Source organism: Thermococcus henrietii, assembly GCF_900198835.1.
In the GTDB taxonomy this organism is placed as follows: Archaea; Methanobacteriota_B; Thermococci; order Thermococcales; family Thermococcaceae; genus Thermococcus; species Thermococcus henrietii.
In genome coordinates this window covers 886239-912273 of the sequence record NZ_LT900021.1, presented here as the reverse complement: position 1 = coordinate 912273, position 26035 = coordinate 886239, and the positions used below count along the sequence as shown (strand labels likewise).

Below are 26035 nucleotides of genomic sequence, written 5' to 3'. Positions count from 1 at the left end.
CCGTGAACCTCCTAATAGTAGCTCCCTGCCTGTTGAGCCCGTTCTACGTTTACAGAGGCCCCAAGGAGAAGGAATACTGGACGGCAGGAGAGCTGAGAAAGCTGATTGGCGAACTCGGCGAGGAATGGCAGGTTCTTGCATACCCCTGCCCCGAGTTCGAGCTAATCGGCTGGCCGAGGCCCCCGATGGGAAGGGAGAGCTTTGAGAGACTCGGCATGCGCGAGAGGGTTCAGGTCATAGCGGACTTCATAGGAAGAATTTTGACTGAAGAGAAGCCGGAGCGGGTGGTCTTCGTCGGCGTTAAAGGCTCCCCAACCTGCGGTGTCTTCCACACGACCTCGAACGACCCAGATTCCTTCGATTACGGCCTGATTCCAGCGTTCTTCTACATGGACAAGGAGAAGAGGCTTGAGGATAGCAGGAAAGTCGTTGAGAAATTCGGATTTGAAGTTAAGGAAGGGCCGGGACTGCTCTTCGAGGAGCTCATGGAACGCTTCCCAGAGGGAGAGTTTTTAGAGTTCGACAAGGACGACGTTGAAGAGAGTGTTAAAAGGCTTGAAAAAGCTTTAAAATCCTAAAGGGCTACCAGAATCGCGCCGAGAACTATGAGGAGCGCGCCAACCGCTGTTTTCACGTCCATCCTGCTCCCGAGGATGAGCCACGAGAGGAAGATTGCCAGCGCGACGCTCGTCTTGTCTATCGCAACTACAGCGGGAACACGACCGGCTTTAACAGCCATGAAGTAGAAGAGCCACGAGAGCGCGCCCGCTATCCCCGAGAGCGCTATGAAGAGCAGCGCCTTTCCGCCCAGCGGTTCCCGAGTTACACCGCTCACGAGGGCGACGCCGACGAGGAAGACCGCCATTATGACGGCCCTCACAGCGGTCGCGAGCGTTGGGTTGACGTCCCTGAGGCCGATTTTTCCAAAGATTGGAACGAGGGAAGCGAAGAAGGCCGCAAGGAGGGCGTAAAGAAGGTAAGTTTTCATTTCAAGCCCGCTCCACCGCACTCCTGACGAGCTTCTCAGCCTTCTCCATCAGCTCCTTCGCCTTCTCTTCGGTGTGGGCCTCAAGGGTTATGCGCATTATAGGCTCGGTTCCGCTCGGCCTGAAGAGAACCCACCAGTCCCCATTTTCAATCCTTATTCCGTCGATGTCGATGAGCCTCTCGTAGTCGAAGCTCTTGAGCGCCTCGCGTGCTATAATCTCCATCGCCTTAGCTTTCTTCTCGTTGGGGCAGGGTATCTTAGCCCTCAAAGTTACGTAGCGCGGGACCTCCTTTGCGAGCTCGCTTATCGGCTCGAGCCTGTCAATCATCTCGAGGACGAGCGCCCCCGCGAATATCCCGTCCGGAGTTAAGTTCCACTGGGGGATTATCCACGTCCCGCTCGGCTCGCCACCGAAAATTCCCCCGTGTTTAGCCAGTTCATCGGCTACCGCTACATCGCCAACGCGCGTCCTTATCACTTCCCCGCCTAAGGGCCTGACGTAGTCGTCCAGAGCGAAGCCGGCATCAACGGTGGTGACTATTTTGCCCTTCCCGAACTTCCTGAGCATGTAGCCCGCTATGAGCGAGAGCATGACCTCGTACTCGACGAAGTTACCCTCGTCGTCAACGACCCCAATCCTGTCGGCGTCCCCGTCGTGCGCTATTCCAACGTCGGCCTTCATGACCCTAACGGTTTTCGCCAGTCCTGAAAGGCTCTTCGCGTTCGGCTCGAGCTCCCTTACAAAGAAACCGCTCGGGTGAGAGTTGAGCGAAATAACCCTGTTTCCAAGCTCGCGCTGGAGGTAAGGGCTGAGGATTGAGCCGGCGCCGTTGCCGGAATCGACGACAACCGTATAGGAGTCATTGAGCTTCACCATCTCGAGGGCCTTCCTTATGTATTCCTCCTTTGGGTCGGCCCTCCTGAGCGTCCCAATCTCGTTCCAGGGGACCTTTCTAAAGTTCCCGGATTCGAGGATTCTCTCAAGCTCGGTTTCCATGTCAGGGGTGTAGGCCATCCCGTTGGACTGCCACACCTTTATTCCGTTGTATTCCGGCGGATTGTGAGAGGCGGTTATCGTAACGCCCGCATCAGCTTCATAAAGCTTTATTGCAAAGCCCGTGAGTGGTGTAGGGGCAAGGCCGATGTCTATCACCTCAACGCCCGTGCTCAGAAGCCCGCTCACGAGGGCGCTTTTAAGGGTCTCACTGCTCGTTCTCGTGTCCATCCCGACGACGACTCTCCCCCCGCCGAGGTAAGTCCCGACTGCCTTTCCAACCCTCAACGCCAGCTCGGGGGTAACGCACTCGTTGAACAAACCCCTGATTCCGCTCGTGCCGAAGTACCTGCCCATGAGCATCACCCTGGCTAAATAAAATAAGCAAGCTAATATAAACGTTTGTTGAGCCTCGGGAAAGCCGGTCTCATCACAGCTCAGGGCAGGGAGTTATCGTCATCGGCACGAAGACTTTTAAGCCTCCCCTTTTAACCCCTTCCATGTTCGCGCTCATAGCGAGGGCAAGGAAGGACGCGAAGGCTCTAAGCTACATAAACGAGAGGAACTATGGGGGCTTCCTGAGGGTTGAGAGCCTCGGCGGGGGGAGAACCAAGGAGGAGGTCCTCGAGAACCTTGAGAGAGTCCTTGAGGGTCCCTACATTCCCCTTCTCCTCCTCGGCGAGAAGGAGAAAGACCTCATGGAGGAACTCCTCCCGGTTCTGAGGGAGTCGAGAAAACCCTTCTACGCGAGGGTTCTGAGGACGAAGCGCGTCAGAAACATGCGCGTTGACGAGCTCTACTCCCACATCGAGGATATAAAAGCCCGCTTTCGCCTCGGCATCGAGTGGAGGGGAACCTACGCCCTCAACCCTGAGAACCCCTTCGGCCTCGAAATTAACCCGGACTACGACATTTACCTCGCCCTTGGCGACGGTTTCAGAAGGGCCATGCGCTCGCTCCTCGACGTCGAGCTCGGCGAGAACTCGCTCGTCCTGAGGAAGACTATGAACCAGGAGGTCTATTACTCCGGCCCGAACAAGGTGGCCGAGGTGAGCAAAAAGCTAGGCTTTCCGACCGAGGTCCTCTGGAAGTGCCCCTGCACCGAGGACGTCTCGCTCGACTCGCTCATCTCCGCCAACCGGGAATACATAGAGGCCTTTGCCAGAGCATCAAAGGCTTTCCTCAGGGCTTTTGGGGACTACGACATCGTGGTTCCGTGGAGCGGGGGAAAGGACTCGACGGCCACGCTGATTTTAGCAAAGGAGGTCTTCGACGAGGTTACCGCTGTCTACGTCAGGATGGAATACGAGATGCCCGGAACGGATGAATACGTCGAGGGGCTCGCAGAAAAGCTTGGCGTTAACCTCGTCCGCGTCGACGTTCCGATGCCCATCGAGGAGTACGGCATGCCGACCCATCGGAACCGCTGGTGCACGAGAAAGAAGGTTGAAGCTCTCTATTCGGTCGTTTCGGAGTTCGAGAAGCCCGTTCTCCTCGTCGGCGACAGGGATGGTGAGAGCGCGAGGAGAAGGCTCAAGCCACCGGTCGTTGAGAGGAAGACGGACTTCGGAAGAATCCTCGAGGTCATGCCGATAAAGTTCTGGAGCGGGTTCATGGTCCAGCTCTTCATACTCATGAGGGGCTTTAAGCTTCACCCGCTCTACTACGAGGGCTTCTACCGTCTCGGCTGTACCGTTTGCCCAAGCTTGGCGGAATGGGAGGTCGAGCTGTTAAAGAAGAAGGGAGTGAAGGCCCTTCCGGGCTAAAGCTTCCTTCCGACGGCCAGACCGACGACGAAGGCAACTATCGCGAAGAGCCCCATGAGTCCGTAGTCAGCCTCGCCGGTGGTGCCGGTCTTTACCGGGTTGGAGGTGGTGGTCTGGCTTGGAAGGGTGACGTTGGGGACCGTAGCGTTCTCGGCCGGGACGCTCGGAACCGGGTTGAGCGGAGTTGATAGGAACAGGTTTGCGGTTTCCTTGGCGTACATGTAGAAGGTCATTGCGGTCTGGAGGTCGTCGACGCTTTGGTTCTTCTTGGCGAGTTCCTCGAAGCTCTGGGCAAACTCGTAGTAGGCTATTGCCAGTATCGGCGTTATCCCCTTCTCCTCGGCGATGCCTATGGCGGTTTTGGCGTCCCCTTTAATCATGTTGAGCTTGTCCATCAGGACGGACCAGTTAGTTATTGCAAGGGTGTCGAGGAAGACCTCGCCCTGAACGCGCGCCTGCATGGCCGTGAACAGCGCCGCGGAGTACTTTCCATCCTCGTAGTACTCCTGGGCCTTCTCTATCGTGTTCGTTAGACTGTTTCCTATCACGTCGCCGTACATGGATTCGATGTAGGCAACTATCAGGTCGGACTCATCTATGTAGTCCCTCGCCGTCGTCTTTATAACGTCCTTGCTTATGGGATTGCCCTTCGCAAAGCGCTTTCCGAGGTTCGTCCAGAGCACGGCCGTTTGGGCCCTTTCGTAGGCGTAGGCCGCCTTTCCTATGGCGTCCCAGTAGTCGCCGGAGTAGTAGTACTTCCACGCCTGGTCAAGACTGCTCTTGGCGTCTTCAACGCGCTCCTGAGCCGCGGCAACGGCCTGAAGCATGGTCACTCCCCGTATACTCTGGTTATCCACAAAGGCCTCAACGCGCTTTATCTCCTTGCTCGTGTTCTTTAGGAGCCCCTCAACCTGCTGTGGTGTGTTCGTCTGGAGGTACCAGTCCACGTGCCTTATCACTATCCTAGCCTGGAAGTCCTTGCTCAGGGCGGTGTAGTACATTCCCTCGTCGATGTACCTTTTAGACTGGTTGAGAATCTGACCGACGTTCTGAAGGGCCGCGAGGAGCGTCTCGTAGGTTTCGTAGCCAACGTTGCTCTCCTTGAGTTCCTTCATGACCTTCTGGTAGTACTCCGTGGTGTTCTTGTAGTCGCTCAGGGCATCGTTCTTGAGGAACGAGGTGTCAATCTTAACGTTCTCGGGGGGCTTTGGCCTCGGAAGCCTGTGGCCTGTGAAGTAGTAAACCGCTTGATAGATGTCCTTGACCTCAACGACTTTGAGCCCCCACCTTTGCTCGGCGTATTTGACAACATCCACGGGCTTGGTTTCACTGTTGATTTCGATAACTCCCCCCACTTCTTTCTTCTGGGTCTCCTGGACGTACTGAATCCTCTGACCCTCCGGGATAAGGAAGAGCTTAACCCCGGCCTGGTGCGCGGCGGCCGCCTTCTCAAGGATTCCGCCGACCGGGCCGATACTGCCGTCCGGGTTAATCATTCCAGTCATCATAACGTTGGGGTTAATTTTCCATCCCTTTAGGGCCGCTATTATACCGACGGTCATGGTTCCCCCAGCGGAGGGACCTCCGATGATTGAGGTGTTCGCGCGAACTTGGATAAAAACGTCGTAGCGGCTCATGTTGACCCCAAGGACCCGCCCCGCAACTTGGGCTGCAAGCCTTGCGCTGGCCTGCATGTCAACCTGCGCCAGCGGCCACGTCTCTATGTAGACGTGCCCGTGACCCGGGGTTACGGTTATGACGAACTCCGTGACTACACCCTTCAAGCCGCCGGTGGCGGTCTTGGCAACCGCGGGTGCGTGTATCACAACCGTGTGTCCCTCGCTGAGACACTGGGCACCCACTGGGGTCGCTAAAGGAAGCAGGAGGAAAATTGCCACCACTAAAGCCATCACTCGCTTCATCCTTTCACCCGTGGAGGGATTAGAGAGGCCAAATAAAGCGTTTGTGGTTCAAGAGTTTAACGCCTCCACAGGGCCAGGAAGAACAGCAGGAGAACCAAAACCTCCAAGGAATCAACAATCAGGCTTATGTCGTGTCTTATGGCCCTGCTCTCAGCAGAGAGCTCGACAACCTTCTTGAACGCAAAGAGCAGGAACGCCAGTGTAAGGTAAAGCGCCGCCCGCAGGTGGCTCTTCCTGTAGGCTATGTATGAAACCACCACCAGCCCCATTGCGAGCACCATTGCTATCAAACCCAGGAGCATCTCTATCATTCACCCTCACCCATTCCGGTCAGGATGTCTATAAGGCTATCTGCCAGCCTCTCCCACAGACTCGGCCGGTACTCCCTGATTAGACGCGCCAGCGTTGATGGGTCGTAGGTTATCTCATAGAGGACGCTCTTCCCAGCTCTTTTAGCTCGAACGACCCCGAGTTTCTCGAGTTCCCGCATGTGGTAGCTCACTGTTGGCTGACTGACTCCGAGTTCCCTGGCGAGTTCCCCCTGACTCATTGAACCTTCCATGAGCAGGAGCAGGATTCTCCTTCGGGTTTCCGTGGAGATGGCCATTAGCAGCCGCTGAGCCTCTTCCTCGAAGCCGGCCGGAAAGATGTAGCGCCTCCTGCCAACCTTCCGTGAAAACACCTTACCCTCCTTTTCGAGCTTTCCGAGGTGGTACTGCAGGTCGCCGATGCCCAGTCCCAACTCCCTTGCCAGCTCTCGGAACGTCACACCGGGCCTGTTGCGGATGTAGTTCAGTATCTCGTTCCTCCGCTCCATCTCTCAACCCTTAAACCCTGTGGTTCATCCATCTATGGCAAGGAATATAAGGTCTTCCCTTTTATGCCCTGCGGTGGGAGTATGGAATGGTTGGTTAAAAAGGCTGAGGCGCTTGCAAGAAAACACGGCCTTGATTACTATGAAATCAGGCTCGTCAAGGTCACCTCAAGGAGGCTCGTCATGAGCAACGGCCAGCTGAGGGAGCTCTCGAGCAACTCCGAGCTCGGCATCGGCGCGCGGGCCTTCAACGGGACCTGGGGCTTTTCGAGCGCCAACGACCGCGAGAGGTTTGAGAAGGCAATAGAAACGGCGATGAAGATAGCGAAGCTCTCCCGAGGGAACGCGAGAATTTACTTCGGCGAGCCCCTGCAAGACGAGGTTGAGCTCAAGGTCAAGAAGCCCTTCACGGAAGTTGACATCGAGGAGAAGCTCTCGCTCGTCAAGGAAATCGACGGCCTCCTCAGGGGCGAAAAAATCGTCAGCAGGACCGTCAACTACGGCGACTCAATCGTCGAGACCTTCTACTTCAACTCCCTCGGGAGCGAGATAAGAACCGTCGTGCCAAGGATAAGGCTCGGCTTCTCGGTAACGGCCAAGGAAAACGGCGAGATGCAGGACTTCTGGAAGAGCTTCGGCGGGACCCTCGGCTGGGAGCTGGTCGATGGGATTGACCTCCACTACTGGACGGCCCACGTAAAGGAGAAGGCCCTTGAGCTTCTGAGGGCATCTTCACCGCCCTCTGGAGAGATGGACGTCATAGCCGACCCAGAGCTGACGGGGGTTTTCATCCACGAGGCTTTGGGCCACGCCGTCGAGGCGGACTCCGTCAAGAACGGCGACAGCATCTTGGCTGGAAGGCTCGGAGAGAAGATAGCAGTTGATGGTTTGAACGTCGTTGACGACCCTACTTTGCCGGGCAAGTTCGGGAGCTACCCGTACGACGACGAGGGGATTAAAGCGAGGCGCGTTGAGATTATCAAGGACGGCGTTCTCGTCAGCTACCTTAACGACAGGGAGACGGCCGAGTATTTCGACCTCGAACCCAACGGCCACGCGAGGGCTGAAAGCTACTCCCATCAGCCCCTCGTGAGGATGGGCAACACCTACGTCGAGCCCGGCGACTGGTCCTTCGAGGAAATCCTTGAGGAGGTTAAGAACGGCCTCTACATGCTCGGCGACAAGGGTGGCGAAGTTGACACCGCCAACGGGACGTTCACCTTCGGAGCGAAGCTCGGCTACATCGTGGAGAACGGGGAGATTAAGGAACCGGTCCGCGACGTCGCGCTTTCGGGCAAAATCCTCGACGTTTTGAAGAACATAAGGGCCATCGGAAACGACACGCGCGTTGAGTTCCCGGGCTACTGCGGAAAGGGCCAGTGGGTCCCGGTTGACGACGGCGGGCCACATATACTCACGAGGGCCCTCGTGGGGGGATTGAGATGATTGAGGCAGTTGAAAGGCTCGTGAAGCTCCTTGAAAGCGAAAACGTCGAGTGGGAAGTATTCTACCAGTTCGGGCGCTCGGGCTCGTTCAGAATCGAGAGGGAAACCCTTGAGCGCTCCCAGAGGAAGTTCTACTCGGGAATAGGCCTCAGGGTTGGGTTAAAGGGCAGGCTCGGCTTCTCGTACATAACGGGCCTCCACCCGGGCGAGGAGGAACTCAAGAAGCTGGTGGAGAGGGCAATAAAGCTGACGAAGATAAGCGAGGTTCCCTTCAGGGGCTTTCCGACCAGTGGAAGGGTGAACCGCGTCAGGGGAATCTACGACAGGGAGATTGACGAGATTCCCTTCGAGGATGCCCACAGGCTCGCCCTCGAATACGCTGAGCTGATGCGGGAGAAGAAAGGAGAGGAGACGCTATCGGGTTCGCTCTCCCTCGCGGTCGGGACGAGCGGGGTCGTCAACTCCAACGGAATCGAGCTTGAAGAGCGCTCCACCTACATGGGAGTTTCGGCCTATGCGGTGCTCAGCGAGCCCCCTGGGACGGGCTCCTACAGGCAGAGCTTCACCTCCCTCCAGCCGGTTGAGGAGCTTGAGCGCGCAGTTGAGAAGGCCATTGACGAGGCGAGGCTGAGCGCGAGGGCGAGGAAGCTCGAACCCTACTCGGGGGAGCTCGTTCTGGAACCCAACGCTCTGGCGTCAATCGTAGAGGTCTTCCTGAGCAACCTCTACGGCGATGAAGTTTACCACGGCAGGAGCAGGTTCTCGAAGCCCGGCGACGAGGTAGGTTCCTTCACGCTCGTGGACGACTCGACCCTACCGGCTCTCCCTGGAAGCTACTCCTTCGACGGCGAGGGAAGTCCGGGCCAGAGAACGGTTCTCGTCGGGGACGGAATAGTTAGAAACTTCCTCCTCGACAACACCTACGCCTCTTTCCTCGTCATGGAGAGCACGGGAAACGCGCTGAGAACCTTTAGGAGTGTCCCGTACATCGGAACGAGCAACCTAATCCTCGAGCCCGGGGAGGAGAGCCTTGAGGACTACGAGGGTGTCATCGTCAGGAAGGTCTTCGGTGAGCACACGGCCAACCCCGTAAGCGGTGACTTCTCGCTAACGGTCGAGCTCGGCTACGTGGTTGAGAACGGTGAGCTCAGGCCGTTCAAGGACAACATGCTCGTCGGCAACGTCTTCGAGCTTCTCAGAACACTGAAACCCGGAAAAGAGGTTGAGAGAATTTCAAGTTTTCTTTCACCGAGGGCAATCGTCGAGGGAAGGCTCGTTTGACAACGTTTTTATACTTTCATGCCGAATTTTGGTAGGGGATGACCCATGGAGCCAAACAGTGTTGAGGGGCTTCTATCGCTCCTTAGACCCGGCGAGACCGTGCTCGTCGAGTACTCCCCAGATTCTCCCGTGGAGCTGTTGTTGCTCTTAATCGCTGAGTGGGCAACGTCTGCAGGAAAACCAATACTGGTGGATGACGTTCTCGACACGTACCCTGAGTTCATAGCAAGACTTAGAACTTTGGGTTTTGACGTGTCCAACCTTTTGGATTTGCCAGTGGTAAAGATAGGGGGCTCCAAAAACGTTGGAAACGTGATAGGAACCGTGGACGTTGACAGACATTCTATAGATTTCAAGTACTATGAGATGGTATACTCCAAGGTGAGGGACGGTGTAATGATAAACCCCGTCATCGGTTTTCACAAGCTGTTCATGGTTCTTACAGATAGGGAACTCTTTAGGCTCATAAGAAACGTTGCAGGCTTCGTCGGCAAGGAAGACAGGATAGCACTCTACCTTATGAACTCTGACGTCGTTGAGTCCAGGCCGGGGGGTTTTGGAGCACTCCTCAGGGAAATAGCGACTACCGTCCTGGGGCTCTACCCCACGGAGAGGGGATACCTCCTAGGTGTTGTGAAAACATCGAGGAGAGAACTCCTCGGGAAGGAAGCCGTAATCCTCTAAATCTCCTCCAGTAGCTTCTTCCGCTTTTCCTCGTACTCCTCCTGGCTTATGACGCCCATATCGTAGAGCTCCTTCAGCTTCTTCAGCCTGTCCATCGGGTCTTCCTTCTTCTCCTGAACCGGTGCAGTGTGCGAGATTGGGGCCGTTCTCGTGACGAGCTCCTTCGGCTTGTTGAGGACCCATTCCTCGCTGGTGAAGCCCTTCTTGACAGCTATGCTCACGGGCTCGACCGCTATCGCGTTGAGGGCCTCTTTGATGGCGTTTATGGTCTTCCGAGCCTCCTCCTTGTCCATCCAGCCGAGCTTCAGCGTTATGCTCTCCTCCCCTTCTATTATGAACTCGGAGCTCATTATGCCCAGCTTGACCGTGACCCTCTCGAGCTTCTGGTAGGGCAACGCCCTGACGTCGTACCTCCCGAGAATCTTCTCATCAAGGTAGATAATCCTCCTGTCCGTAACGAGAAGCCACTTGGGCTTTTCGAGGCTTACCTTCTTCTTGACCGAGTAGAGGACGCGCTCCCCGGGTTCAATAACCTTCCCGAGGGCCTTCGGAAGTTCGGGCTCTCCCATGGACAACACCTAACCTAATTTGGCGGTGGAATATATTAACCTGCCGGAAACCGTTTAAGGAGAAGCCCCCTACGGTTGGGGAGGTGTTGGTATGGACTTCGAGAGGAAACCGCTCATCGGGATGGTCCACCTCAAGCCCCTCCCCGGCTCGTACCTCTACGACGGCACCCTTGAGACCGTTACTGAGCTCGCCCTAAAGGATGCGAAGACCCTTGAAGATGCGGGCTTCGACGCGATAATGATTGAGAACTTCGGCGACGTCCCGTTCCCAAAGACCGTTGACAAGGTGACGGTCGCTTCCTTCACCGCCGTAGCAAAGGCAGTCAGGGACGAGGTGAGCGTTCCGGTCGGGATTAACGTCCTCAGGAACGACGGGATATCGGCCTATTCAATAGCCTACGCGATTAAAGCGGACTTCATAAGGGTGAACGTGCTGAGCGGAGTTGCCTTCACCGACCAGGGAATCATCGAGGGCATCGCCCACGAGCTTGCAAGGCTGAGGAAGCTTCTCCCGAGCGGAATCAAGGTTTTCGCCGACGTTCACGTCAAGCACGCGGTTCACTTCTTCGACTTTGAAGATGCCATAAGGGACACCGTCGAGCGCGGTCTGGCCGATGCAATAGTGGTGAGCGGAAAAGCCACCGGAAAACCGGTTGACCTTGAAAAGCTCGCCCTCGCGAAGAGAATCTCGCCAGTTCCAGTCGTCGTCGGCTCCGGAACGACCTATGACAACCTTCCGGAGCTGTGGAGGTATGCGGATGCCTTCATCGTCGGCACGTGGCTCAAGCGCGATGGAAAGGTCGAGAACGAAGTTTCCATTGAGAGAGCTAAAAAGCTCGTTGAGCTGGCAGAAAAAATGAGAAGAGGTTCAGAACTTTAAAACCCTCGCAAGGACTATCAGCGGGTCCCAGACCGGCACGAAGGGCGGTGCGTAAGCAAGGTCAGTGAAGAAAGCATCCTTCGTGGTAAATCCAGCGGTGAGCATCGCCGCCGCCGTGTCAATCCTTGGGAGGATTTCAGCACCCACAGCCTGAACGCCGAGCAGTCTGTTGGTCTCGTTGTCCACAACGCCCTTCAGCCATATCGGCCTCGCCCCCGGATAGTAGTGGGGCCTTGTGCTCGCCTTTATGAAGGCAGTCCTGACGTCATAGCCTTCCCTTATCGCCTCGGCCTCGGTCAGGCCGGTCTTGCCTATCTCGACCTCGAAGAACTTGGTGACGCTCGTTCCCAGCACACCGGGGAAGTGGAGCTCTTTACCGGCGATGTTGCTTCCCGCGACGTAGCCCATCTTGTTTCCTGCCGGAGCGAGCGGAATCCAGACGCGCCTTCCGGTTATGAGGTGCTTCGTCTCGGCGACGTCTCCCGCTGCATAGACGTTCTCAACGCTCGTCTGCATCCTCTCGTTAGTCCATATCGCCCCGGTCTCGCCTATCCTGACGCCTATCTCCTTGGCCAGCTCGACGTTGGGCTTTATTCCGGTGGCGAGAATCACGAGGTCGGCTTTGTACTCGCCGGCGTCGGTGATTACCTTCTCAACCCTCTCCCTGCCCTCAATGCGCATGAGAATTTCCTCGGTGCGGAGGTTTATCCGCTTCCTCATCTCCTCCTCAAGTATATCGGTGATTTCCTTGTCGAAGGCCTTCTTCATAACCCTCTCCCCGCGCTCGATGAGGGTGACCTTCTTGCCCTGGGCGGAGAAAGCCTCGGCCATTTCAACCCCTATGTAGCCACCGCCGATGATTACAACGTCCTCCACGCGGTTCTTCTCCATGTACTCCCTGATGGCGACGGCATCGGGCGGGAGGTCCGCCTTGAAGACGCCCGGGAGGTCTACCCCCTCAACGGCGGGAACCCTGGGCGAGGCGCCGTTGGCGAAAACCAAATGGTCCCACTCGTAGGTGTGCTCGCCGTCCTCTTCCCTAACGCGAACGTAGCCCTGGCCGACCTCGATGACCTCTGCCTTGAGGTGGAGGTCAATACCACGCTTCTTGATGAAGACCTCGGGCGGATAGTGCATGAGCTTTTCAGTCGGTGAGATTCCCTCAACGACGTACGGGATTCCGCAGGGGGCGTGGCTGACCCATTCAGTTGCCTCGAAGACCTTGACATCCCACTCGGGCTTGAGCCTCTTGACGCGCGAGGCGGTACTCATTCCGGCCGCTCCGCCACCGATGATAACGACCCTCTTCATCGGCATCACCGAGAAGGGTTCAAAACCTTCGGTTAAAAAGGTTGGTGGGCAGAAGCGTCACTTCTTGCCCCTGAAGTACTTCCTCTTTCCAACGCGCACCATCCGGTAAACTTCTCCCTCGCCAACCTCGAAGGGCGGTCTGTTGAGCTCATAAGTTTCGTAGCTCTCCATGTCCATCAGCTGAACCTCACCGGGAGTAACGCTCGTCACCATCGCCTCGCTCTCCTCGTGCTCGACGGTGTCAACTTTCTCCCTCTTGGCGGTCTTCCAGTCAAGGTGCTCGCTCTCCCAGTTCTCAAGGTTTTTGAGCGTTAAGCCCTTGCCGTCAACGCGCTCGACCTCGTAGACGTTGCCCCTCCTGTCGGCCACGATGTCCCCCTTCCTGAACTTCGGAATCCTCACGCTCACGCTCGTCCTGTAAACTTCCCTGCTCGTCTGTCTGTCGAGGCCCACCAGTTCATAGGCCTCGCTTATCGTTCCCCCGAACCTCTCGCGGATTGCCTGCGCTATCTTCCTCGCCGAACTGGTGGAGCCCATGTAGAAGTCGAGGCCCTCTTCCTTCTCTATAGTATCCTGGATGAAGCCCATCCTGTCCTTCCGCATTATCTCGTCAACTTTTTCCTCGACGAGCTTTCCTATGGCCTTCCGTTCCTCCTCGCTCAGGGGTCTCCCCTCGGCGCGGACCTGCAGAATCGCCTCGAAGTAGCCGCCGAGGAACTTCTGACAGCGGGGGCAGACTGTCTGGCGGACGTAGACGGTGGCCTTTTTCCTCTCCTCGTGGAGCTCCCTCTGCAGCTCGTGGGTCCTGGCCTTAACGCGGACCTCGTAGACGATTATCGCCGGAAAGTGCTCGATGTGGAAGTCCAGGGGCTCGAAGGAAACCACGGCCCTGCCGACGGGTAAATCCTCAATATCCTCCAGCTCCTCGGGTGAAACGACCTCGTACTCCCTGATTTTCTCGCTGAAGGAATCCTCAAGCTCTTCAAGGAGGGCATTTTCGGCGACCTCGAAGATGAGCTCCTCAAGCTCGTAGCTCCTCGGGTCAACCCACACGCCTCTCTTCTTATAGCTCCCGCAGTTCTGGCAGAGCTCGGTGTTCACCTCTTCCCCCATGAGCAGGACCGGGTTCTCCTTGCGGTAGCAGACCTGGCAGAGGCCCTCGATGAGCGGACCGCCTTCCTCCTCGCTTATCCCACAGCGGTAGCAGAACCTCATCTCTCTCACCCGTTTCGAGTTGGGTTGAGGGTTTAAAAAGTCTCAGAAGAGGAGCTTCGCCATCTGCGCGTGGGGGACGCCCTGAATCCTGAGAACCCTGTCCGGGTCGACGTAGCCGAGTTCGATTGCCTTGGCGACACAGCGCTCCCCGGTTAAGTTCGCTATCGTTGCCTCGTCGAGGAGCTCCTCAAGCCTTTCCTCCTCAACGAGTTCGCCCTTGTAAAAGCGCTCCTTGACCTCGAGCTTGAGCTCGCCCTCGCGGAAGGTCTTTCCGATTAGTTCCTCGTCGCACGCCGCGAGGAGAACCTCTCCCTGAACGCGGTAAACCTTGACGTATATCATTCCACCACCGGGGGAAAAGGGAGAAAAGAGGTTAAAAGGGTTTAGCTACCCTGGGACTCAAGCTTCTCCAGGGCCTCCTTGAGTATCTCCACAGCCTTGACCTCGTTAAGGTAGGCCTTCCTGAGAGGCACCAGTAACTGGAGGTCACCGAGGTGGAGGATTATGTTGTTGTTCGAGAGCTCGAGGGCCTTCTGGTAGTACGTAGCGGCGGTCTCGTTATACTGGAGGGCGAGCTTAAGGGTCTCGTTGCTAACGTTCATCTGGAGAGCCTTCTGGTAGAGCTCGTTGAACTCCTGGAGGTACATGTTGTACCAGCGGTAGGCGAGGAAGTTGAGAGCCGTTAAGGACACGCCGTGGCTCCTGCTGACCTGGACTGGAACCTCGAAGTATCCGTCGGCCTCTATGACCGGGTCTTCCTTGAGGACGACGAAGATGATGTTGCCCTCCTTGTAGTAGTATCCGAGCGGGTTGCTCTTGTCGGTCGTAAGCGGTATCTTCTGGCCGTTCTTCCAGACGTATATCTTGCTTATGTTAATGTCCCTGAGGGCGACCACGGCAACGCCGTTCTCACCGAGGGTGACGTTGGCCCTTATTGTAACTGAGTAGAGCTTCTTGTAGTTCTCGGTCTTAACGTACTTGGCAGTGGTCGTGACGCTGACGCTGGCGTTCCATCCTGCGGCGAGGCTGGCGTTGCTCTTGCCGGTGACAACGGAGTTGATTGCGCTTGCGTTGACGACGACGCTCTGGACGTTGTTAACCACGGGCACCTCTACGGTGACGGTTCCCTTTGAGGTGCTGACGTTGGCAACGACGGTGTTGTTCTCGGCCGTAACGTTGGCGCTTCCTCCAACGACACCAACGGTAACGTTGGTCTCGTTGTTAACCTTGACGGTCTTGACCTTGGCCTCCGTGCTGACAACGAAGTTAACGGTGGCCTTTCCGGTGGCGTTCTTCTCGTCAACTGCGGTAACCGTTAGGGTGTACTTGCCGTTGGTGAGGTTGAGCTCGGCGGTGTAGAGACCGGTGGTGGCGTTGTAGGTGAGGGCGTACTCCTTACCCCCAACTTTGGCCGTGACGTTGGTAACGTTTAGGACATCAACGACTTTGACGGCCAGCTCTATTTCACTGGTGTTGTAAACCTTTGGTTCTGGGGACTTTATGTAAACTACCGGCTCTTTGATGGTAACGGTCCTAGTTGGGAGCTTAACTTCCTTGCCGTTCGGGTACGTGACGACAACTGTATAGTTGTATGTTCCAGCGGGGAGGTTGAGCTTCTGGGCGATAGCAGTTGCGTAGTAGTAGTAACCTCCCTCCTCGGCGCTGAGCTGGTAGCTCTTGCCACCGATGATAATCTCCGCGCCCTTGAGCGGAATGAGGCTGAAGATGCTGACGTTGAAGGTACCGAAGTTAAGGCTCACGTTGTTCGGGGCGTTCTCGTACTTGACCAGCGGGACAGTTACAGAGACGTTCACACTTCCCCCATCGGGTATTGTCACGTTCTTGTCTACTGCCGCCAGTGGAACGTAGTGTCCGTTCAGGTTCAAAAGTATCGTGAAGTTGTACACCTGACCCGTCACATTGTCAGGCAGGATGTCCCTGGCAGTCACATAGAAGGTGGCATTTAAGGGGGTAGTGTTTGTCTCCTCTATGTATTCAATTAAGTATTCAATGTCGTCGCTGATATCGAACGCCATGGGGCTCTTTGGATACGGATGAACCTGTGGGAAGTAAAGGTAGTTCTCAAGTACCTGCTCGTACGTCATATTGTATTTTCTCGCAATGGCCTTGGCGTAATCAACAATGTACTTCTCAAGCTGTGTGGCATTGTGAATATCCACGGTGGGTGGTATCCACTGAATCGGCCACCAGAGATAGTTTATCTGGAAGTTGAAGAACGGCGTGTAGTATGGCTTATTGCTGCCTCCGGGGATAACTCCTACATCAAGCCCTCCTTTAACGGGAGTAGCAAGAACTGGGTAGGGTGGGGTGTAGTTGAAGATTACAATACCACTGAATGTCTCTCCCCTAATTGGGTGCTTTATGCCAACAACTGCCATGAGCTCTGGAGTGTAGTTAGCAGCCTTCGGAACATACACCCAAGCGGTTTGGTCTGAGTTCTCATATGCTGCCCCAAACCTTGCCGCATCAAAGCTTATGTAGAAGTATCCGTGGTCACCCCAGTCGGAACCCCATGAGTTAGCGATTATAAGAACGCCCTTGCCATCAGTTGTCTCTCTGTTCATGTCGTAACCAACTATGGTAACCGCATGTCCTCCGAAGACAAATGGAGCTTTACTGTGGTGGTACAGCTGATAGTAAGTGCTCCAAACCTTCCACCAGGTCCTAAAAGTCCAGTTAACCATGGAATTCGTGATGGTATACCTGTCGTAGGTGAAGTAGTAGTTGGCCTCTTGGATGAAAGTCTTGTTTTCGGTGAAATGCTCCTTTACATAGTTTATGAAAGTCTGATTCTTAGTCCTCTCAGCCAATGTGTCAAGCCACCTAAGGAACGAGGACGCATCCATGTCCGTTGCTACGAAGAATACGAGGTTTACAGGATAGGCAAACTGGACAATGTATCCCTGGGCCAAGAGCTGGAGGAGATAGTTCCACTGGGTGTCATTTGAGAGGTCTATTACGTGCCACTCACCGGGTACATTGAGGTCATATCCTCCAAGGTATGTCAGGTAGTCAGCACTGTTGTGGGGTGCAAGCATCCACTGGGTTAGGTTTGGCCAGACCCATGCATAATCGCTTGGAAGGTTGTACGTATAGACTGGGAACTTGTCAAGTGGTACAGCACCTATTGTGGATATCAGATTCATAGCGTCCTCAGGGATGCTACCTTGGTCCTCTCCACCGTTGATGAGATTGTATGTAAATGTTGGGTTCATTATATCGCTGGGGTTGGAGGGATACGGGTGGTTTCTCCACCAGTTGAGCATGTAGGTCCAGACGTAGTAAGTAGAACTCCACGCGTTGCATGAACCGACCATCCCCTGGTCACCAATAGGGGGTAGATACATTGTGTTGAAAACCAGAGGTGGAAGCAATGTGGAGGGAGCCTTGTACGTGTTTGATATTGGAGTTGTCCTGCCCGGGTAGAAGGGAGCACTTCTTAGGGCCTCCTCAAAGGCCTTAGCGTTCAGTGGTGCAAAGTGGACTCCTGTAACTTTTGCATATTCCTCTGGGGGTACCCATATCATCCCCGTTTTATGGAATCCTGGAACATCCGTTGGTGATACCAAAGGAACTTGCTCCCTAAAGGGATTTGACAATGCGACTTTCGCTGAGATGCCCGTTGCGAGCCCTGCAGGCACTACTGCAAGCACCATCGCTACCACGATTAAAAGGCTCAACGCCTTTCGATTCATCCAAACACCTCCGATTATGTAGTCATCCACCCTTTAGTTAGTGCCGTGATATAAATATTTCGTTCGCAAATGGACAGGTCAAGACATGAAGATGTTGGCATGGATTTGAATGGAAAAAATGTAACCAGCCGTTGCACCATTTGAAGTATCAGGAACTAACCCGGAAAATCATAAAACAAAACAGGCTATTGTGAACAGGAGAGAGCCTCCTCAGAAAGACATAAAAGTGGAGGCCCCTACTACAATGGGGGGAAATCATGAGGAAGTACCTAATCATAATAATAGCCCTCGCCATCGTGGGCCTCGTCCTCAACTCACATGTTCAGCACTACCAGGGAGGGGAAATCTACGAGGCCGCGAACCACGCCTACGGCCTTCTCGTGAGGGGCTTCAACGTCACAATCGTCGTGAAGACCGTCGATGGACGAACCGTGAACGGAACCCTCCTGAGCGTGAGGGGCTCAACAATCTCAATCGTGACCAACGGAACGACGTACACTGTCGGCGGCCCTGAAGCAACGAGGGAGGACATAAAGGCCAAGATGATAAGGGTCATCTACCACGGGAAGGTCTACCTCTACGAGGTTTCTCCGATGGAGGGGAAGGGCAAAGAGGTCTTCTCCAAGCTCCTGCCAAAGCAATACTACTCCGTTCGCTACTCCGGTAAAATCTACATCGGCGACGCCATAACCCCCATCCAAATAGGCAAGCTGAAGTACCAGGCCGACTACAAGACCTACGGTTCGATAACAATCAACCATCTGGGACCCAATGGAGCCATAATAACCGCCAACATGGTTCCCGTCCAGTACCTCCTTGAGTACCTCGGCAACTACACCGTCTACACTTATGGGCTCCTCTACGTGAACTCGGACGAGAGAAACCTGCCCCTGAAGCTCATTGAGGTGAGAAGTCCATGAGGGACCTTCCGGTCCTAATACCAATCCTCTTCATGGCCTACGTTGCCGTTGGACTGGCCGAGCCAAAGACGATAGCCGTGAGCCTCGCCTTCGCGGTTGCAATACTCCTGGGAATCAGGAGGGGTAAGAGTGTGGAGTGGAGCGACGGGGGACTCAAAATAGAAGAGAAGTACATAAACTGGGCGTTCTGGCTGGCGCTCGCAATTATAGTCTACCAAATCATACGACTCGGGAACGTCCCCCTTCTCCACCCCGCGATAAGGATCCATCTGAACCCGAGGCTAACCGCACTCACCTATTTCCTGGGAGTTCCGTCGAGCGTTTACCTGTTCATACGGGGGAAGAAGTACTCATTGCTCTACCCGGCGGTAGTGTCGCTGTACGCTTACAGAACCCCCGTGCTCGTTTCCGTGCTGGCGATAGCAATCGCCTACTACGAAGGGACGAGAGGGAGAGGGATTGACATCAAAAAGCTCGGCGGAATCCTTGGTGGTGGAGCGCTCCTCTTCCTCATGATAACTTTCCTCCGCGGAAACGCCCTCTCGAGCCTTTGGGTTCGCTTTCAGAGCACGGTCTCCGCCCTCGATGTCATAGTCTGGCGTGGTGACTGGAGCGGGACGTACGGAGGCCATTTGCAGTGGGCGGGCGTCGTCTCGTACATCCACGGCGGCTACTCCCCTAGAGGGCTAATAGCCAAGTTCCTCTACGTCCACACGGGTGCAACGATAACGGCGACGCTCCTTGGCGGAATGTACCTCGATTTCGGAGTCTTCGCGATAGTCGAGGGCTTCCTCCTGGGCCTCTACTACGGCATGATAATGAACGCGAAGCACCCGACGACGAAGACCCTCTACTACTCGACACTCGCCTACGGGATAGTTGGGGTTGAGACCGGAATCCTCGACCTGCCCGTCTACGCGCTGTTCCTGCTTGGGGCGTACATCCTGTACAAGGGATGGAAGGTGAGGAGACGAAGTGAAGCCCGGTGAGTTCTTCGCCCTGCTCGTGGGGGCCTACGTTGGAACGGCCTGGCTCGGCAAGGTGCTCTACTCATCAACCCTCGGGCACCTAGAGATAGCCCCTGCCGCCTACGCCGTCTTGTTTTTGGTCATTCTATACCTCTCGTACCGCATCGACGCAGGAATCCCCGCCTGGGCCTTTGGGCTCGGCGCCATGCTCCTTCTAATCCCCCTGGGCGTTCAGTACGTCCTTGGGGGTTTGATTGCCCTCGGGATTCTAAGACACCTTATGTCGAGGGACAAGCTCATTCGGGGAACGGTCCCGGCAACGGTCGTCTCGATTGGCCTCGTGGTAGCTGCCTCGCTTCATTGGGGGATTCCCCTGTTGAAGCCGTCCCTCAGGTACACCAGTGCGAGCGTTCCTTTCCTCGTGGCAGGAGACATAATGATTGGCGTCATCGCCGCCAGGCCCTCGCTGGGATTTCTCTTAGTCGGGGAAGCAATAGCCATGGTGGGGGCCTCAAGGACGGTTGGGCTCGGTGTCGCGGTTGCGTACCTGCTCAGACTGGCGTATGACGGCAAGCTAACGGTGGAAGAGGCCAGGAGGAGAAAGTACGTAATTCTAACGGTGGTCCTGCTGACCCTCGCCGTCTTCGCGGCAAGGTACCACGTCACCGTCAAGGAGTACCCCGGCTGGAGGCTTGGTTTCTTCGGGACGCTGATTTACAGGCCGGCATCCTCGTACACAGTCTACGAGCGACTCTTCCACATGGGAATGCCACTCGGGAATCACGAGCTCCTGTTCAACCCGGACCCAACGGGCTACGTCGGGAGGCTCTTCGGGAAAAAGGTCGGCTACACGTACACGCTCTTCGGTCAGCCGGTCTACGACTTCGGGGTCCTCGGTCTGATTGAGGCAATCATCCTCGGCATGGCCCTGAGAACGGCCTCCAAGAACGAGTTCACGGGGACGTTCGCGTTCACGGTTGCAATCCTGATGATGGACATAGGCATCGAGGGAACGTTCCTGGCTGCAATCCTGTACCTCGCATGCCTCGCACAGTGTACGGAGGGAGGGATATGGAGCGCATCAAAAAGGCAATCCCCGTAGCGGTTTTTCTGTTCGCACTTGGAATTCAGCTGGCCACGTTTCCCCCGTGGGACACCCTAACCTACGACGGTGCTTTGTACATCGACATAGCGAGGAACCTAGCAATGAACCCGACGAGTTTCACTTATCAGGGAGTTTACATGATGTACCGCCCACCGCTCTACCCCTACACGCTGTCGTTATTTTACCACTTCGTCCACAACCCCCTAAGCCAGCTGACGGTCGCAAGGCTTGTTTCGGCGGTCTCGTTCGCCCTGACGGCGGTGCTCGTGTACCTGCTCACGGTGGAGCTCTTTGAAAGGGCCGTCAAGGGGGTCCTCGCCTCGGCGTTCTTCATCTTCAACGCGCTAGCCTTCACGATGGGGACGAGGGAACTCGTTCACAGCGAGTTCACCCTCTTCTACACCCTAGCCGTTTATTTACTCTACACCGGGAGAAAGAGGGGCAGTGCGGTGAGGATTTACCTCGCCTTCGTCTCCGCGGGCCTGGCTATACTAACGCGCTACACAGGGCTCTCGATAATAGCCATCTTCATAGCCTACCTGTGGCTTACGGAGTACTGGGACTGGGTCAAAAAGAGGGAGTACCTCATTGGTTTCACACTTCTGTTCCTCACGCTGGGCCCCTGGCTCTACCTGGGGCACCTTCATTACGGAGGCGCTCTGAGGCCCTTCAAGATAGCCAGCCGTGTTGTGACTCTCGACAGGCCGGTTTCGGTTTCGACGTTCATCAATTGGCTCCAGAAGGACATGGGACGAGTTCTCCCGGCACTTGCAGTTCTCGGGCTCGTGAGGCAGAAGCAGGACGAGAGGGGCTGGCTCTTAATCAGCTGGGTCTTCCTGGGGTTCATAATGATAATGACGGTGACCCACAAGGAGACCCGCTTCATAACGTTCCTCGCCCCTGTGATGGGAATCTTGGCCGTTGAGGGAGTCTCCCTAATCGTGGACGGGATTGAAAACGCCCTTGAACTCGCTGGAAGGCCGATAAAACCGTGGAAGAAGGCCATCACAATAGGTCTCGCCCTGCTCCTCCTCATCCCAGTGGGCGGAAACGCGTTCGTTCTAAAGGAGAGGTGGAACGTTACGGGAACCTACGACTCCCACGTTCTCAGGTACGCGAGCGAGCACTATCCTGCCAGGGCACTTCTTGTATCCCCCTCCCTGTACACTAAAGCGGGCTTCTATTATCCGGGCGCCAAGGTTGATATGATGCTCAACCGTAAGAGCGTTGAATGGAAGATAAGCGGGGGCTACTACGACGTAATCATCATCAAGAACTCCAAAGAGTACCTCAACGTACTCACTAGTGGGAGGTACAAGCTGGTGAGGGAGTTCTACGACGGACTGTTCAAAATCTTTATAAGGCGTTAGAGTTGTCAAAAATGAAATTAGGGCGCCCTATCACCAAATGAACACATTTCCTCTCTTTTTCAACCTTATACACTGAGGAACAGTCTTGGATAGTTAATTTTAAAAGCGGCCGCTCGATATATCACCCGCAGTAATTAAACGGAGGGAATTGCCATGAGCGAATACAAGTTTATAAGGTGGTTCGAGGAGCTCGGAAGGGAGGACGTCCCCCTCGTTGGAGGCAAGGGTGCCAACCTCGGTGAGCTTACCAACGCCGGAATACCCGTTCCGCCCGGATTCTGTGTTACCGCTGAGGCCTACAAGTACTTCGTGAACAACGTCAAGGTTTCTAAGGAGGACATAAAGAAGGTCATGGGCGAGAAGGCCGAGAAGGGCGTTCTTGCCGAGGTTCTTGCCAACGCCCCGGACGAGGCTAGACCACTCCAGGACTGGATTATGGACATCGTTGAGAGGACCAACGTTGACGACAGCAGGGAGCTTATGGACAACACCGCGGTCATCAGGGAGCTCATTCTTGCCATGCCAATGCCCAAGGAGATAGCGGATGAGGTTCTCAACGCCTACCACAAGCTCTGCAAGCGCTTCAACAAGGACCCGGAGAAGGGCGAGTTCGTTTACGTCGCCGTCCGCTCCTCCGCTACCGCCGAGGACCTTCCTGAGGCTTCCTTCGCCGGCCAGCAGGAGACCTACCTCGACGTCATCGGCGACGAGGACCTCCTCGAGAACGTCAGGAAGTGCTGGGCTTCACTCTGGACCGCGAGGGCTACCTTCTACAGGGCCAAGCAGGGCTTCGACCACAGGAAGGTCTACCTCAGCGCCGTCGTCCAGAAGATGGTCAACAGCAAGACCAGCGGCGTCATGTTCACCGCCAACCCGGTCACTAACAACAGGAACGAGATAATGATTAACGCCGCCTGGGGCCTCGGTGAGGCCGTCGTCAGCGGTGCCGTTACCCCGGACGAGTACATCGTTGAGAAGGGCACCTGGAAGATAAAGGAGAAGTACATCGCCAAGAAAGAAGTTATGTACGTCAGGAACCCGGAGACCGGCAAGGGAACCGTTCTCGTCAAGGTTGCCGACTACCTCGGACCCGAGTACGTTGAGAAGCAGGTTCTCACCGAGGAGCAGATAATCGAGGTCGCCAAGATGGGCGCCAAGATTGAGGAGCACTACCAGTACCCGCAGGACATCGAGTGGGCCTACGACGCCGACGACGGCAAGCTCTACATCGTCCAGAGCAGGCCGATAACCACCCTCAAGGAGGCCCCGGCCGAGGGCGAGGAGCTCGAGGAGACCGAGGAGATGGAGGTTATCCTCAAGGGTCTCGGAGCCTCTCCGGGCGTCGGTGCCGGTAAGGTCGTCATAGTCCTCGACGTCAAGGACATCGACAAGGTCAAGGAGGGCGACGTCCTCGTCACCACCATGACCAACCCGGACATGGTTCCGGCCATGAAGAGGGCCTCCGCCATCGTCACCGACGAGGGTGGAAGGACCTGCCACGCGGCCATCGTTGGTAGGGAACTTGGTATCCCGACCGTCGTCGGTACCAAGGAGGCCACCAAGAAGCTCAAGGACGGCATGCTCGTCACCGTCGACGGAACCAGGGGTGTCGTCTACAAGGGCATAGTCAAGAGCCTCGTCAAGAAGGAGAAGGAGGAGAAGGCCGAGGGCGGCAAGGTCGTCGTCGCCGGTGCCCCGCTCATAACCGCTACCGAGGTCAAGGTCAACGTCTCGATGCCCGAGGTCGCCGAGAGGGCCGCCGCCACCGGTGCCGACGGCGTTGGACTCCTCAGGGCCGAGCACATGATACTCGGAATCGGCGCCCACCCGGTCAAGTTCATCAAGGAGGGCAAGGAGGAGGAGCTCGTCGAGAAGCTTGCCGAGGGCATCAGGAAGGTCGTCGAGGCCTTCTACCCGAGGCGCGTCTGGTACAGGACCCTCGACGCCCCGACCAACGAGTTCCGCGAGCTTCCGGGCGGAGAGGACGAGCCTGTCGAGAGGAACCCGATGCTCGGCTGGCGCGGAATCAGGCGCGGTCTCGACCAGCCGGAGCTCCTCAGGGCCGAGTTCAAGGCCATCAAGAAGCTCGTCGACGAGGGATACGACAACATCGGCGTCATGCTCCCGCTCGTCAGCCACCCCGAGCAGATAAGGAAGGCCAAGGAGATAGCCAGGAGCGTTGGCCTTGAGCCGCACAAGGACGTCGAGTGGGGCGTCATGATTGAGACCCCGGCCAGCGCGCTCATCATCGAGGACCTCATCAAGGAGGGCATCGACTTCGTCAGCTTCGGAACCAACGACCTCACCCAGTACACCCTCGCTATCGACAGGGACAACGAGAGGGTCTTCAAGCTCTACGACGAGAAGCACCCGGCCGTTCTCAAGCTCATCGAGAACGTCATCAAGGTCTGCAAGAAGTACGGCGTCGAGACCAGCATCTGCGGACAGGCCGGAAGCGACCCGAAGATGGTCAGGCTCCTCGTCAGGATGGGCATCGACAGCGTCTCAGCGAACCCCGACGCGGTCGAGCTCATCAGGAAGACCGTCTACCGCGAGGAGCAGAGAATCAAGCTCGAGGCCGCGAGGAAGGCCCTCGAGTGAGGTTTTCTCCCCTTTTCTATTCTCCTGATTTCTGTTATAATTCTAGAGCAGGTCGTTCTTGAGGTGTGGCCCTTTTATCCACCCTAAAGTTTTTATACTAACGTTTCGATAGGAATCTGATTGTCATGTCCGTCGAGCGAGCCAGGGAGGAGATTCTGAACGGGCCGATTGAGAGAACGCTCTTCAGGTTAGCGGGCCCTCTGATAGTCAGCAACATGGTTCAGGTTCTCTACAACCTAGCAGATACCTTCTGGCTCGGGAAACTCGGCAGGAACCAGCTCTCGGCACCGGGCGCCAGCTGGCCCTTCATAGCGACCCTCATGAGCCTTGGAATGGGCTTCGCGGTTGCGGGCTTCGCCTTCGTGACGCAGTACATAGGGGCGAGGGACTTCAAGAGGGCGAACCGCTCGGCGGGTGCTCTTTACTCGCTGAGCCTGCTGTTCTCGATTGGCGTTGCCATAATCGGGGCAATCTCCACTCCCTACATCCTCAAGCTGATGGACGTCTCGAGCTCGGTTTATCCGTACGCGATTAAATACACCCTCGTCATATTCATTGGAATCCCCTTCGCCTTCACCTACTACGCCTTCACGTTCCTCCTGAGGGCAGTCGGGGACACGAAGACGCCGATGGTTATTAGCTTCTTCACGGTTGGCCTCAACATGGCCCTCGACCCCGTCTTAATCTTCGGCCTCGGGCCGTTTCCAGAACTCGGCGTCGTGGGAGCGGCGATAGCGACGATGTTCTCCAACAGCGTTGGTTCGGTCATAGGGGCCTACTACTTGGTAACGGGCAGGAAGGGTATAAAGTTCACCATCGACGACCTGAAGCCGGACTGGGACTTTTACAGAAGGATTTTCAGGGTCGGCCTCCCATCTGCGGTTGGTCAATCCCTCAACTCCTTCGGCTTCATGATTTTGACGAGAATAATCTTCCAGTACGGGACGGTGGCGTTCGCGGCATACGCCATAGCCAACAGGCTCACCAACTTCATGTTCGCGATAGCCAACGGCATAGCGCAGGCGATGGGAACGATGGTCGGCCAGAACATAGGGGCCAAGAACTTTGAGAGGGCGAAGAGGATAGCAGAGAGGACGATGCTCATAAACTTCGGTGTTCTGACGGCGGGAACGGCTTTCATAGTAATCTTCAACCAGCCCGTCTTCAAGGCGTTCATAAACGACCCTGAGGTCCTCCACGAGGCCTCGCTCGTTGCCAAGTACTTCCTGACCTCCCTCCCGTTCTTCGGCATATTCTCCGTAGCCACGGGTGTCTTCCAGACGGCTGGGAAGACTAAAACGAGCATGGTGCTCGGCCTGATAAGACTCTGGGGCTTAAGGATTCCACTGAGTTATCTTTTGGGACTGGCCGTCGGTGCGAGCTGGGGAGTCTACCTCGGTATGGGGCTGAGCAATGTCCTTTCAGCAGTAATAGCGCTCGCCTGGTTCCTCAGGGGAGGATGGATGGAAAGGATTATAGACTGATG

At 56.0% G+C, this 26035-nt stretch carries 22 protein-coding genes; 12 read left to right on the top strand and 10 right to left on the bottom strand.

Annotated elements, in window-relative coordinates; translation table 11 throughout:
- The first annotated feature begins 2 nt into the window (after positions 1–2).
- On the top strand, positions 3–578 hold the full coding sequence (locus tag CS910_RS05035) for a hypothetical protein (RefSeq protein WP_099210019.1): 576 nt from the start codon (positions 3–5) through the stop codon (positions 576–578).
- Here the strand turns inward: CS910_RS05035 and CS910_RS05030 are convergent.
- Positions 575–988, bottom strand: coding sequence for an EamA family transporter (locus CS910_RS05030; protein WP_099210018.1), 414 nt, complete (start codon positions 986–988; stop codon positions 575–577). The genes CS910_RS05035 and CS910_RS05030 overlap by 4 nt on opposite strands.
- 1 nt (position 989) lies before the next feature.
- Positions 990–2339 (bottom strand): phosphoglucosamine mutase, encoded by a 1350-nt coding sequence (glmM, locus tag CS910_RS05025; protein WP_099210017.1) that lies wholly within the window; start codon positions 2337–2339, stop codon positions 990–992.
- A gap of 143 nt (positions 2340–2482) precedes the next feature.
- On the opposite strand from glmM, the gene CS910_RS05020 reads away from it, so the two are divergent.
- Positions 2483–3748: a phosphoadenosine phosphosulfate reductase domain-containing protein gene (locus CS910_RS05020; protein WP_099210016.1), complete on the top strand. Its 1266-nt coding sequence runs from the start codon at positions 2483–2485 to the stop codon at positions 3746–3748.
- Here CS910_RS05020 and CS910_RS05015 read toward each other — a convergent pair.
- Genes CS910_RS05015 through CS910_RS05005 form a run of 3 tightly spaced genes read right to left on the bottom strand, consistent with a single transcriptional unit; the run spans position 3745 to position 6487 of the window.
- Positions 3745–5670: a S16 family serine protease gene (locus tag CS910_RS05015; protein ID WP_099210015.1), complete on the bottom strand. Its 1926-nt coding sequence runs from the start codon at positions 5668–5670 to the stop codon at positions 3745–3747. The genes CS910_RS05020 and CS910_RS05015 overlap by 4 nt on opposite strands.
- Before the next feature lie 56 nt (positions 5671–5726).
- Positions 5727–5981: a hypothetical protein gene (locus CS910_RS05010; protein ID WP_099210014.1), complete on the bottom strand. Its 255-nt coding sequence runs from the start codon at positions 5979–5981 to the stop codon at positions 5727–5729.
- On the bottom strand, positions 5978–6487 hold the full coding sequence (locus tag CS910_RS05005) for a winged helix-turn-helix transcriptional regulator (protein ID WP_099210013.1): 510 nt from the start codon (positions 6485–6487) through the stop codon (positions 5978–5980). The genes CS910_RS05010 and CS910_RS05005 overlap by 4 nt, the downstream gene beginning before the upstream one ends.
- Before the next feature lie 81 nt (positions 6488–6568).
- Here CS910_RS05005 and CS910_RS05000 point away from each other — a divergent pair, with 81 nt between their 5' ends.
- Genes CS910_RS05000 through CS910_RS04990 form a run of 3 tightly spaced genes read left to right on the top strand, consistent with a single transcriptional unit; the run spans position 6569 to position 9894 of the window.
- The gene (locus CS910_RS05000) at positions 6569–7930 is read left to right on the top strand and encodes a TldD/PmbA family protein (RefSeq protein ID WP_099210012.1); all 1362 of its coding nucleotides are present in this window, start codon (positions 6569–6571) and stop codon (positions 7928–7930) included.
- A complete protein-coding gene (locus tag CS910_RS04995) occupies positions 7927–9210 on the top strand; it encodes a TldD/PmbA family protein (RefSeq protein ID WP_099210011.1) in 1284 nt (427 codons plus the stop codon). Before CS910_RS05000 ends, CS910_RS04995 begins: the two co-directional genes overlap by 4 nt.
- Before the next feature lie 45 nt (positions 9211–9255).
- Positions 9256–9894, top strand: coding sequence for a DUF257 family protein (locus CS910_RS04990; RefSeq protein WP_099210010.1), 639 nt, complete (start codon positions 9256–9258; stop codon positions 9892–9894).
- Here the strand turns inward: CS910_RS04990 and CS910_RS04985 are convergent.
- The gene (locus CS910_RS04985; protein WP_099210009.1) at positions 9891–10463 is read right to left on the bottom strand and encodes a PH domain-containing protein; all 573 of its coding nucleotides are present in this window, start codon (positions 10461–10463) and stop codon (positions 9891–9893) included. The genes CS910_RS04990 and CS910_RS04985 overlap by 4 nt on opposite strands.
- A gap of 91 nt (positions 10464–10554) precedes the next feature.
- On the opposite strand from CS910_RS04985, the gene CS910_RS04980 reads away from it, so the two are divergent.
- Positions 10555–11343, top strand: coding sequence for a BtpA/SgcQ family protein (locus CS910_RS04980; RefSeq protein WP_099210008.1), 789 nt, complete (start codon positions 10555–10557; stop codon positions 11341–11343).
- Here CS910_RS04980 and cdr read toward each other — a convergent pair.
- From cdr to CS910_RS04960, 4 genes are read right to left on the bottom strand one after another with little or no spacing between them, the layout of a single operon-like run.
- Entirely contained in the window at positions 11332–12660 is a 1329-nt protein-coding gene (gene cdr / locus CS910_RS04975; protein WP_099210007.1) for a CoA-disulfide reductase, read from the bottom strand. The two genes, CS910_RS04980 and cdr, sit on opposite strands and share 12 nt — an antisense overlap.
- 51 nt (positions 12661–12711) lie before the next feature.
- Entirely contained in the window at positions 12712–13869 is a 1158-nt protein-coding gene (locus CS910_RS04970) for a 60S ribosomal export protein NMD3 (protein ID WP_099210006.1), read from the bottom strand.
- 42 nt (positions 13870–13911) lie between these two features.
- Positions 13912–14211 (bottom strand): DUF424 domain-containing protein, encoded by a 300-nt coding sequence (locus CS910_RS04965; protein ID WP_099210005.1) that lies wholly within the window; start codon positions 14209–14211, stop codon positions 13912–13914.
- A 41-nt stretch (positions 14212–14252) separates the two neighbouring features.
- Positions 14253–17417, bottom strand: coding sequence for a C1 family peptidase (locus tag CS910_RS04960; RefSeq protein ID WP_223211929.1), 3165 nt, complete (start codon positions 17415–17417; stop codon positions 14253–14255).
- A gap of 425 nt (positions 17418–17842) precedes the next feature.
- On the opposite strand from CS910_RS04960, the gene CS910_RS04955 reads away from it, so the two are divergent.
- The 6 genes from CS910_RS04955 (at position 17843) to CS910_RS04930 (ending at position 26033) form a co-directional block, all read left to right on the top strand.
- A complete protein-coding gene (locus CS910_RS04955; protein ID WP_099210003.1) occupies positions 17843–18505 on the top strand; it encodes a phospholipase D-like domain-containing protein in 663 nt (220 codons plus the stop codon).
- A complete protein-coding gene (locus tag CS910_RS04950) occupies positions 18502–19494 on the top strand; it encodes a hypothetical protein (RefSeq protein WP_099210002.1) in 993 nt (330 codons plus the stop codon). The genes CS910_RS04955 and CS910_RS04950 overlap by 4 nt, the downstream gene beginning before the upstream one ends.
- A complete protein-coding gene (locus CS910_RS04945) occupies positions 19481–20575 on the top strand; it encodes a hypothetical protein (RefSeq protein WP_099210001.1) in 1095 nt (364 codons plus the stop codon). The genes CS910_RS04950 and CS910_RS04945 overlap by 14 nt, the downstream gene beginning before the upstream one ends.
- Complete coding sequence (locus CS910_RS04940; RefSeq protein ID WP_099210000.1) at positions 20545–21948, top strand: ArnT family glycosyltransferase; 1404 nt, start codon at positions 20545–20547, stop codon at positions 21946–21948. The genes CS910_RS04945 and CS910_RS04940 overlap by 31 nt, the downstream gene beginning before the upstream one ends.
- A 153-nt stretch (positions 21949–22101) precedes the next feature.
- Positions 22102–24549, top strand: coding sequence for a phosphoenolpyruvate synthase (gene ppsA / locus CS910_RS04935; protein WP_099209999.1), 2448 nt, complete (start codon positions 22102–22104; stop codon positions 24547–24549).
- A gap of 125 nt (positions 24550–24674) precedes the next feature.
- Positions 24675–26033, top strand: coding sequence for an MATE family efflux transporter (locus CS910_RS04930; RefSeq protein WP_099209998.1), 1359 nt, complete (start codon positions 24675–24677; stop codon positions 26031–26033).
- Positions 26034–26035: the final 2 nt, after the last annotated feature.

Bases quoted from the DNA above. Each gene is read 5' to 3' on its own strand.
- CS910_RS05030 (WP_099210018.1), bottom strand. From the start codon at position 988: ATGAAAACTTACCTTCTTTACGCCCTCCTTGCGGCCTTCTTCGCTTCC.
- glmM (WP_099210017.1), bottom strand. From the start codon at position 2,339: ATGGGCAGGTACTTCGGCACGAGCGGAATCAGGGGTTTGTTCAACGAG.
- CS910_RS05020 (WP_099210016.1), top strand. From the start codon at position 2,483: ATGTTCGCGCTCATAGCGAGGGCAAGGAAGGACGCGAAGGCTCTAAGC.
- CS910_RS05015 (WP_099210015.1), bottom strand. From the start codon at position 5,670: ATGAAGCGAGTGATGGCTTTAGTGGTGGCAATTTTCCTCCTGCTTCCT.
- CS910_RS05010 (WP_099210014.1), bottom strand. From the start codon at position 5,981: ATGATAGAGATGCTCCTGGGTTTGATAGCAATGGTGCTCGCAATGGGG.
- CS910_RS05005 (WP_099210013.1), bottom strand. From the start codon at position 6,487: ATGGAGCGGAGGAACGAGATACTGAACTACATCCGCAACAGGCCCGGT.
- CS910_RS05000 (WP_099210012.1), top strand. From the start codon at position 6,569: ATGGAATGGTTGGTTAAAAAGGCTGAGGCGCTTGCAAGAAAACACGGC.
- CS910_RS04995 (WP_099210011.1), top strand. From the start codon at position 7,927: ATGATTGAGGCAGTTGAAAGGCTCGTGAAGCTCCTTGAAAGCGAAAAC.
- CS910_RS04990 (WP_099210010.1), top strand. From the start codon at position 9,256: ATGGAGCCAAACAGTGTTGAGGGGCTTCTATCGCTCCTTAGACCCGGC.
- CS910_RS04985 (WP_099210009.1), bottom strand. From the start codon at position 10,463: ATGGGAGAGCCCGAACTTCCGAAGGCCCTCGGGAAGGTTATTGAACCC.
- CS910_RS04980 (WP_099210008.1), top strand. From the start codon at position 10,555: ATGGACTTCGAGAGGAAACCGCTCATCGGGATGGTCCACCTCAAGCCC.
- cdr (WP_099210007.1), bottom strand. From the start codon at position 12,660: ATGCCGATGAAGAGGGTCGTTATCATCGGTGGCGGAGCGGCCGGAATG.
- CS910_RS04970 (WP_099210006.1), bottom strand. From the start codon at position 13,869: ATGAGGTTCTGCTACCGCTGTGGGATAAGCGAGGAGGAAGGCGGTCCG.
- CS910_RS04965 (WP_099210005.1), bottom strand. From the start codon at position 14,211: ATGATATACGTCAAGGTTTACCGCGTTCAGGGAGAGGTTCTCCTCGCG.
- CS910_RS04960 (WP_223211929.1), bottom strand. From the start codon at position 17,417: ATGATATGGGTACCCCCAGAGGAATATGCAAAAGTTACAGGAGTCCAC.
- CS910_RS04955 (WP_099210003.1), top strand. From the start codon at position 17,843: ATGAGGAAGTACCTAATCATAATAATAGCCCTCGCCATCGTGGGCCTC.
- CS910_RS04950 (WP_099210002.1), top strand. From the start codon at position 18,502: ATGAGGGACCTTCCGGTCCTAATACCAATCCTCTTCATGGCCTACGTT.
- CS910_RS04940 (WP_099210000.1), top strand. From the start codon at position 20,545: ATGGAGCGCATCAAAAAGGCAATCCCCGTAGCGGTTTTTCTGTTCGCA.
- ppsA (WP_099209999.1), top strand. From the start codon at position 22,102: ATGAGCGAATACAAGTTTATAAGGTGGTTCGAGGAGCTCGGAAGGGAG.
- CS910_RS04930 (WP_099209998.1), top strand. From the start codon at position 24,675: ATGTCCGTCGAGCGAGCCAGGGAGGAGATTCTGAACGGGCCGATTGAG.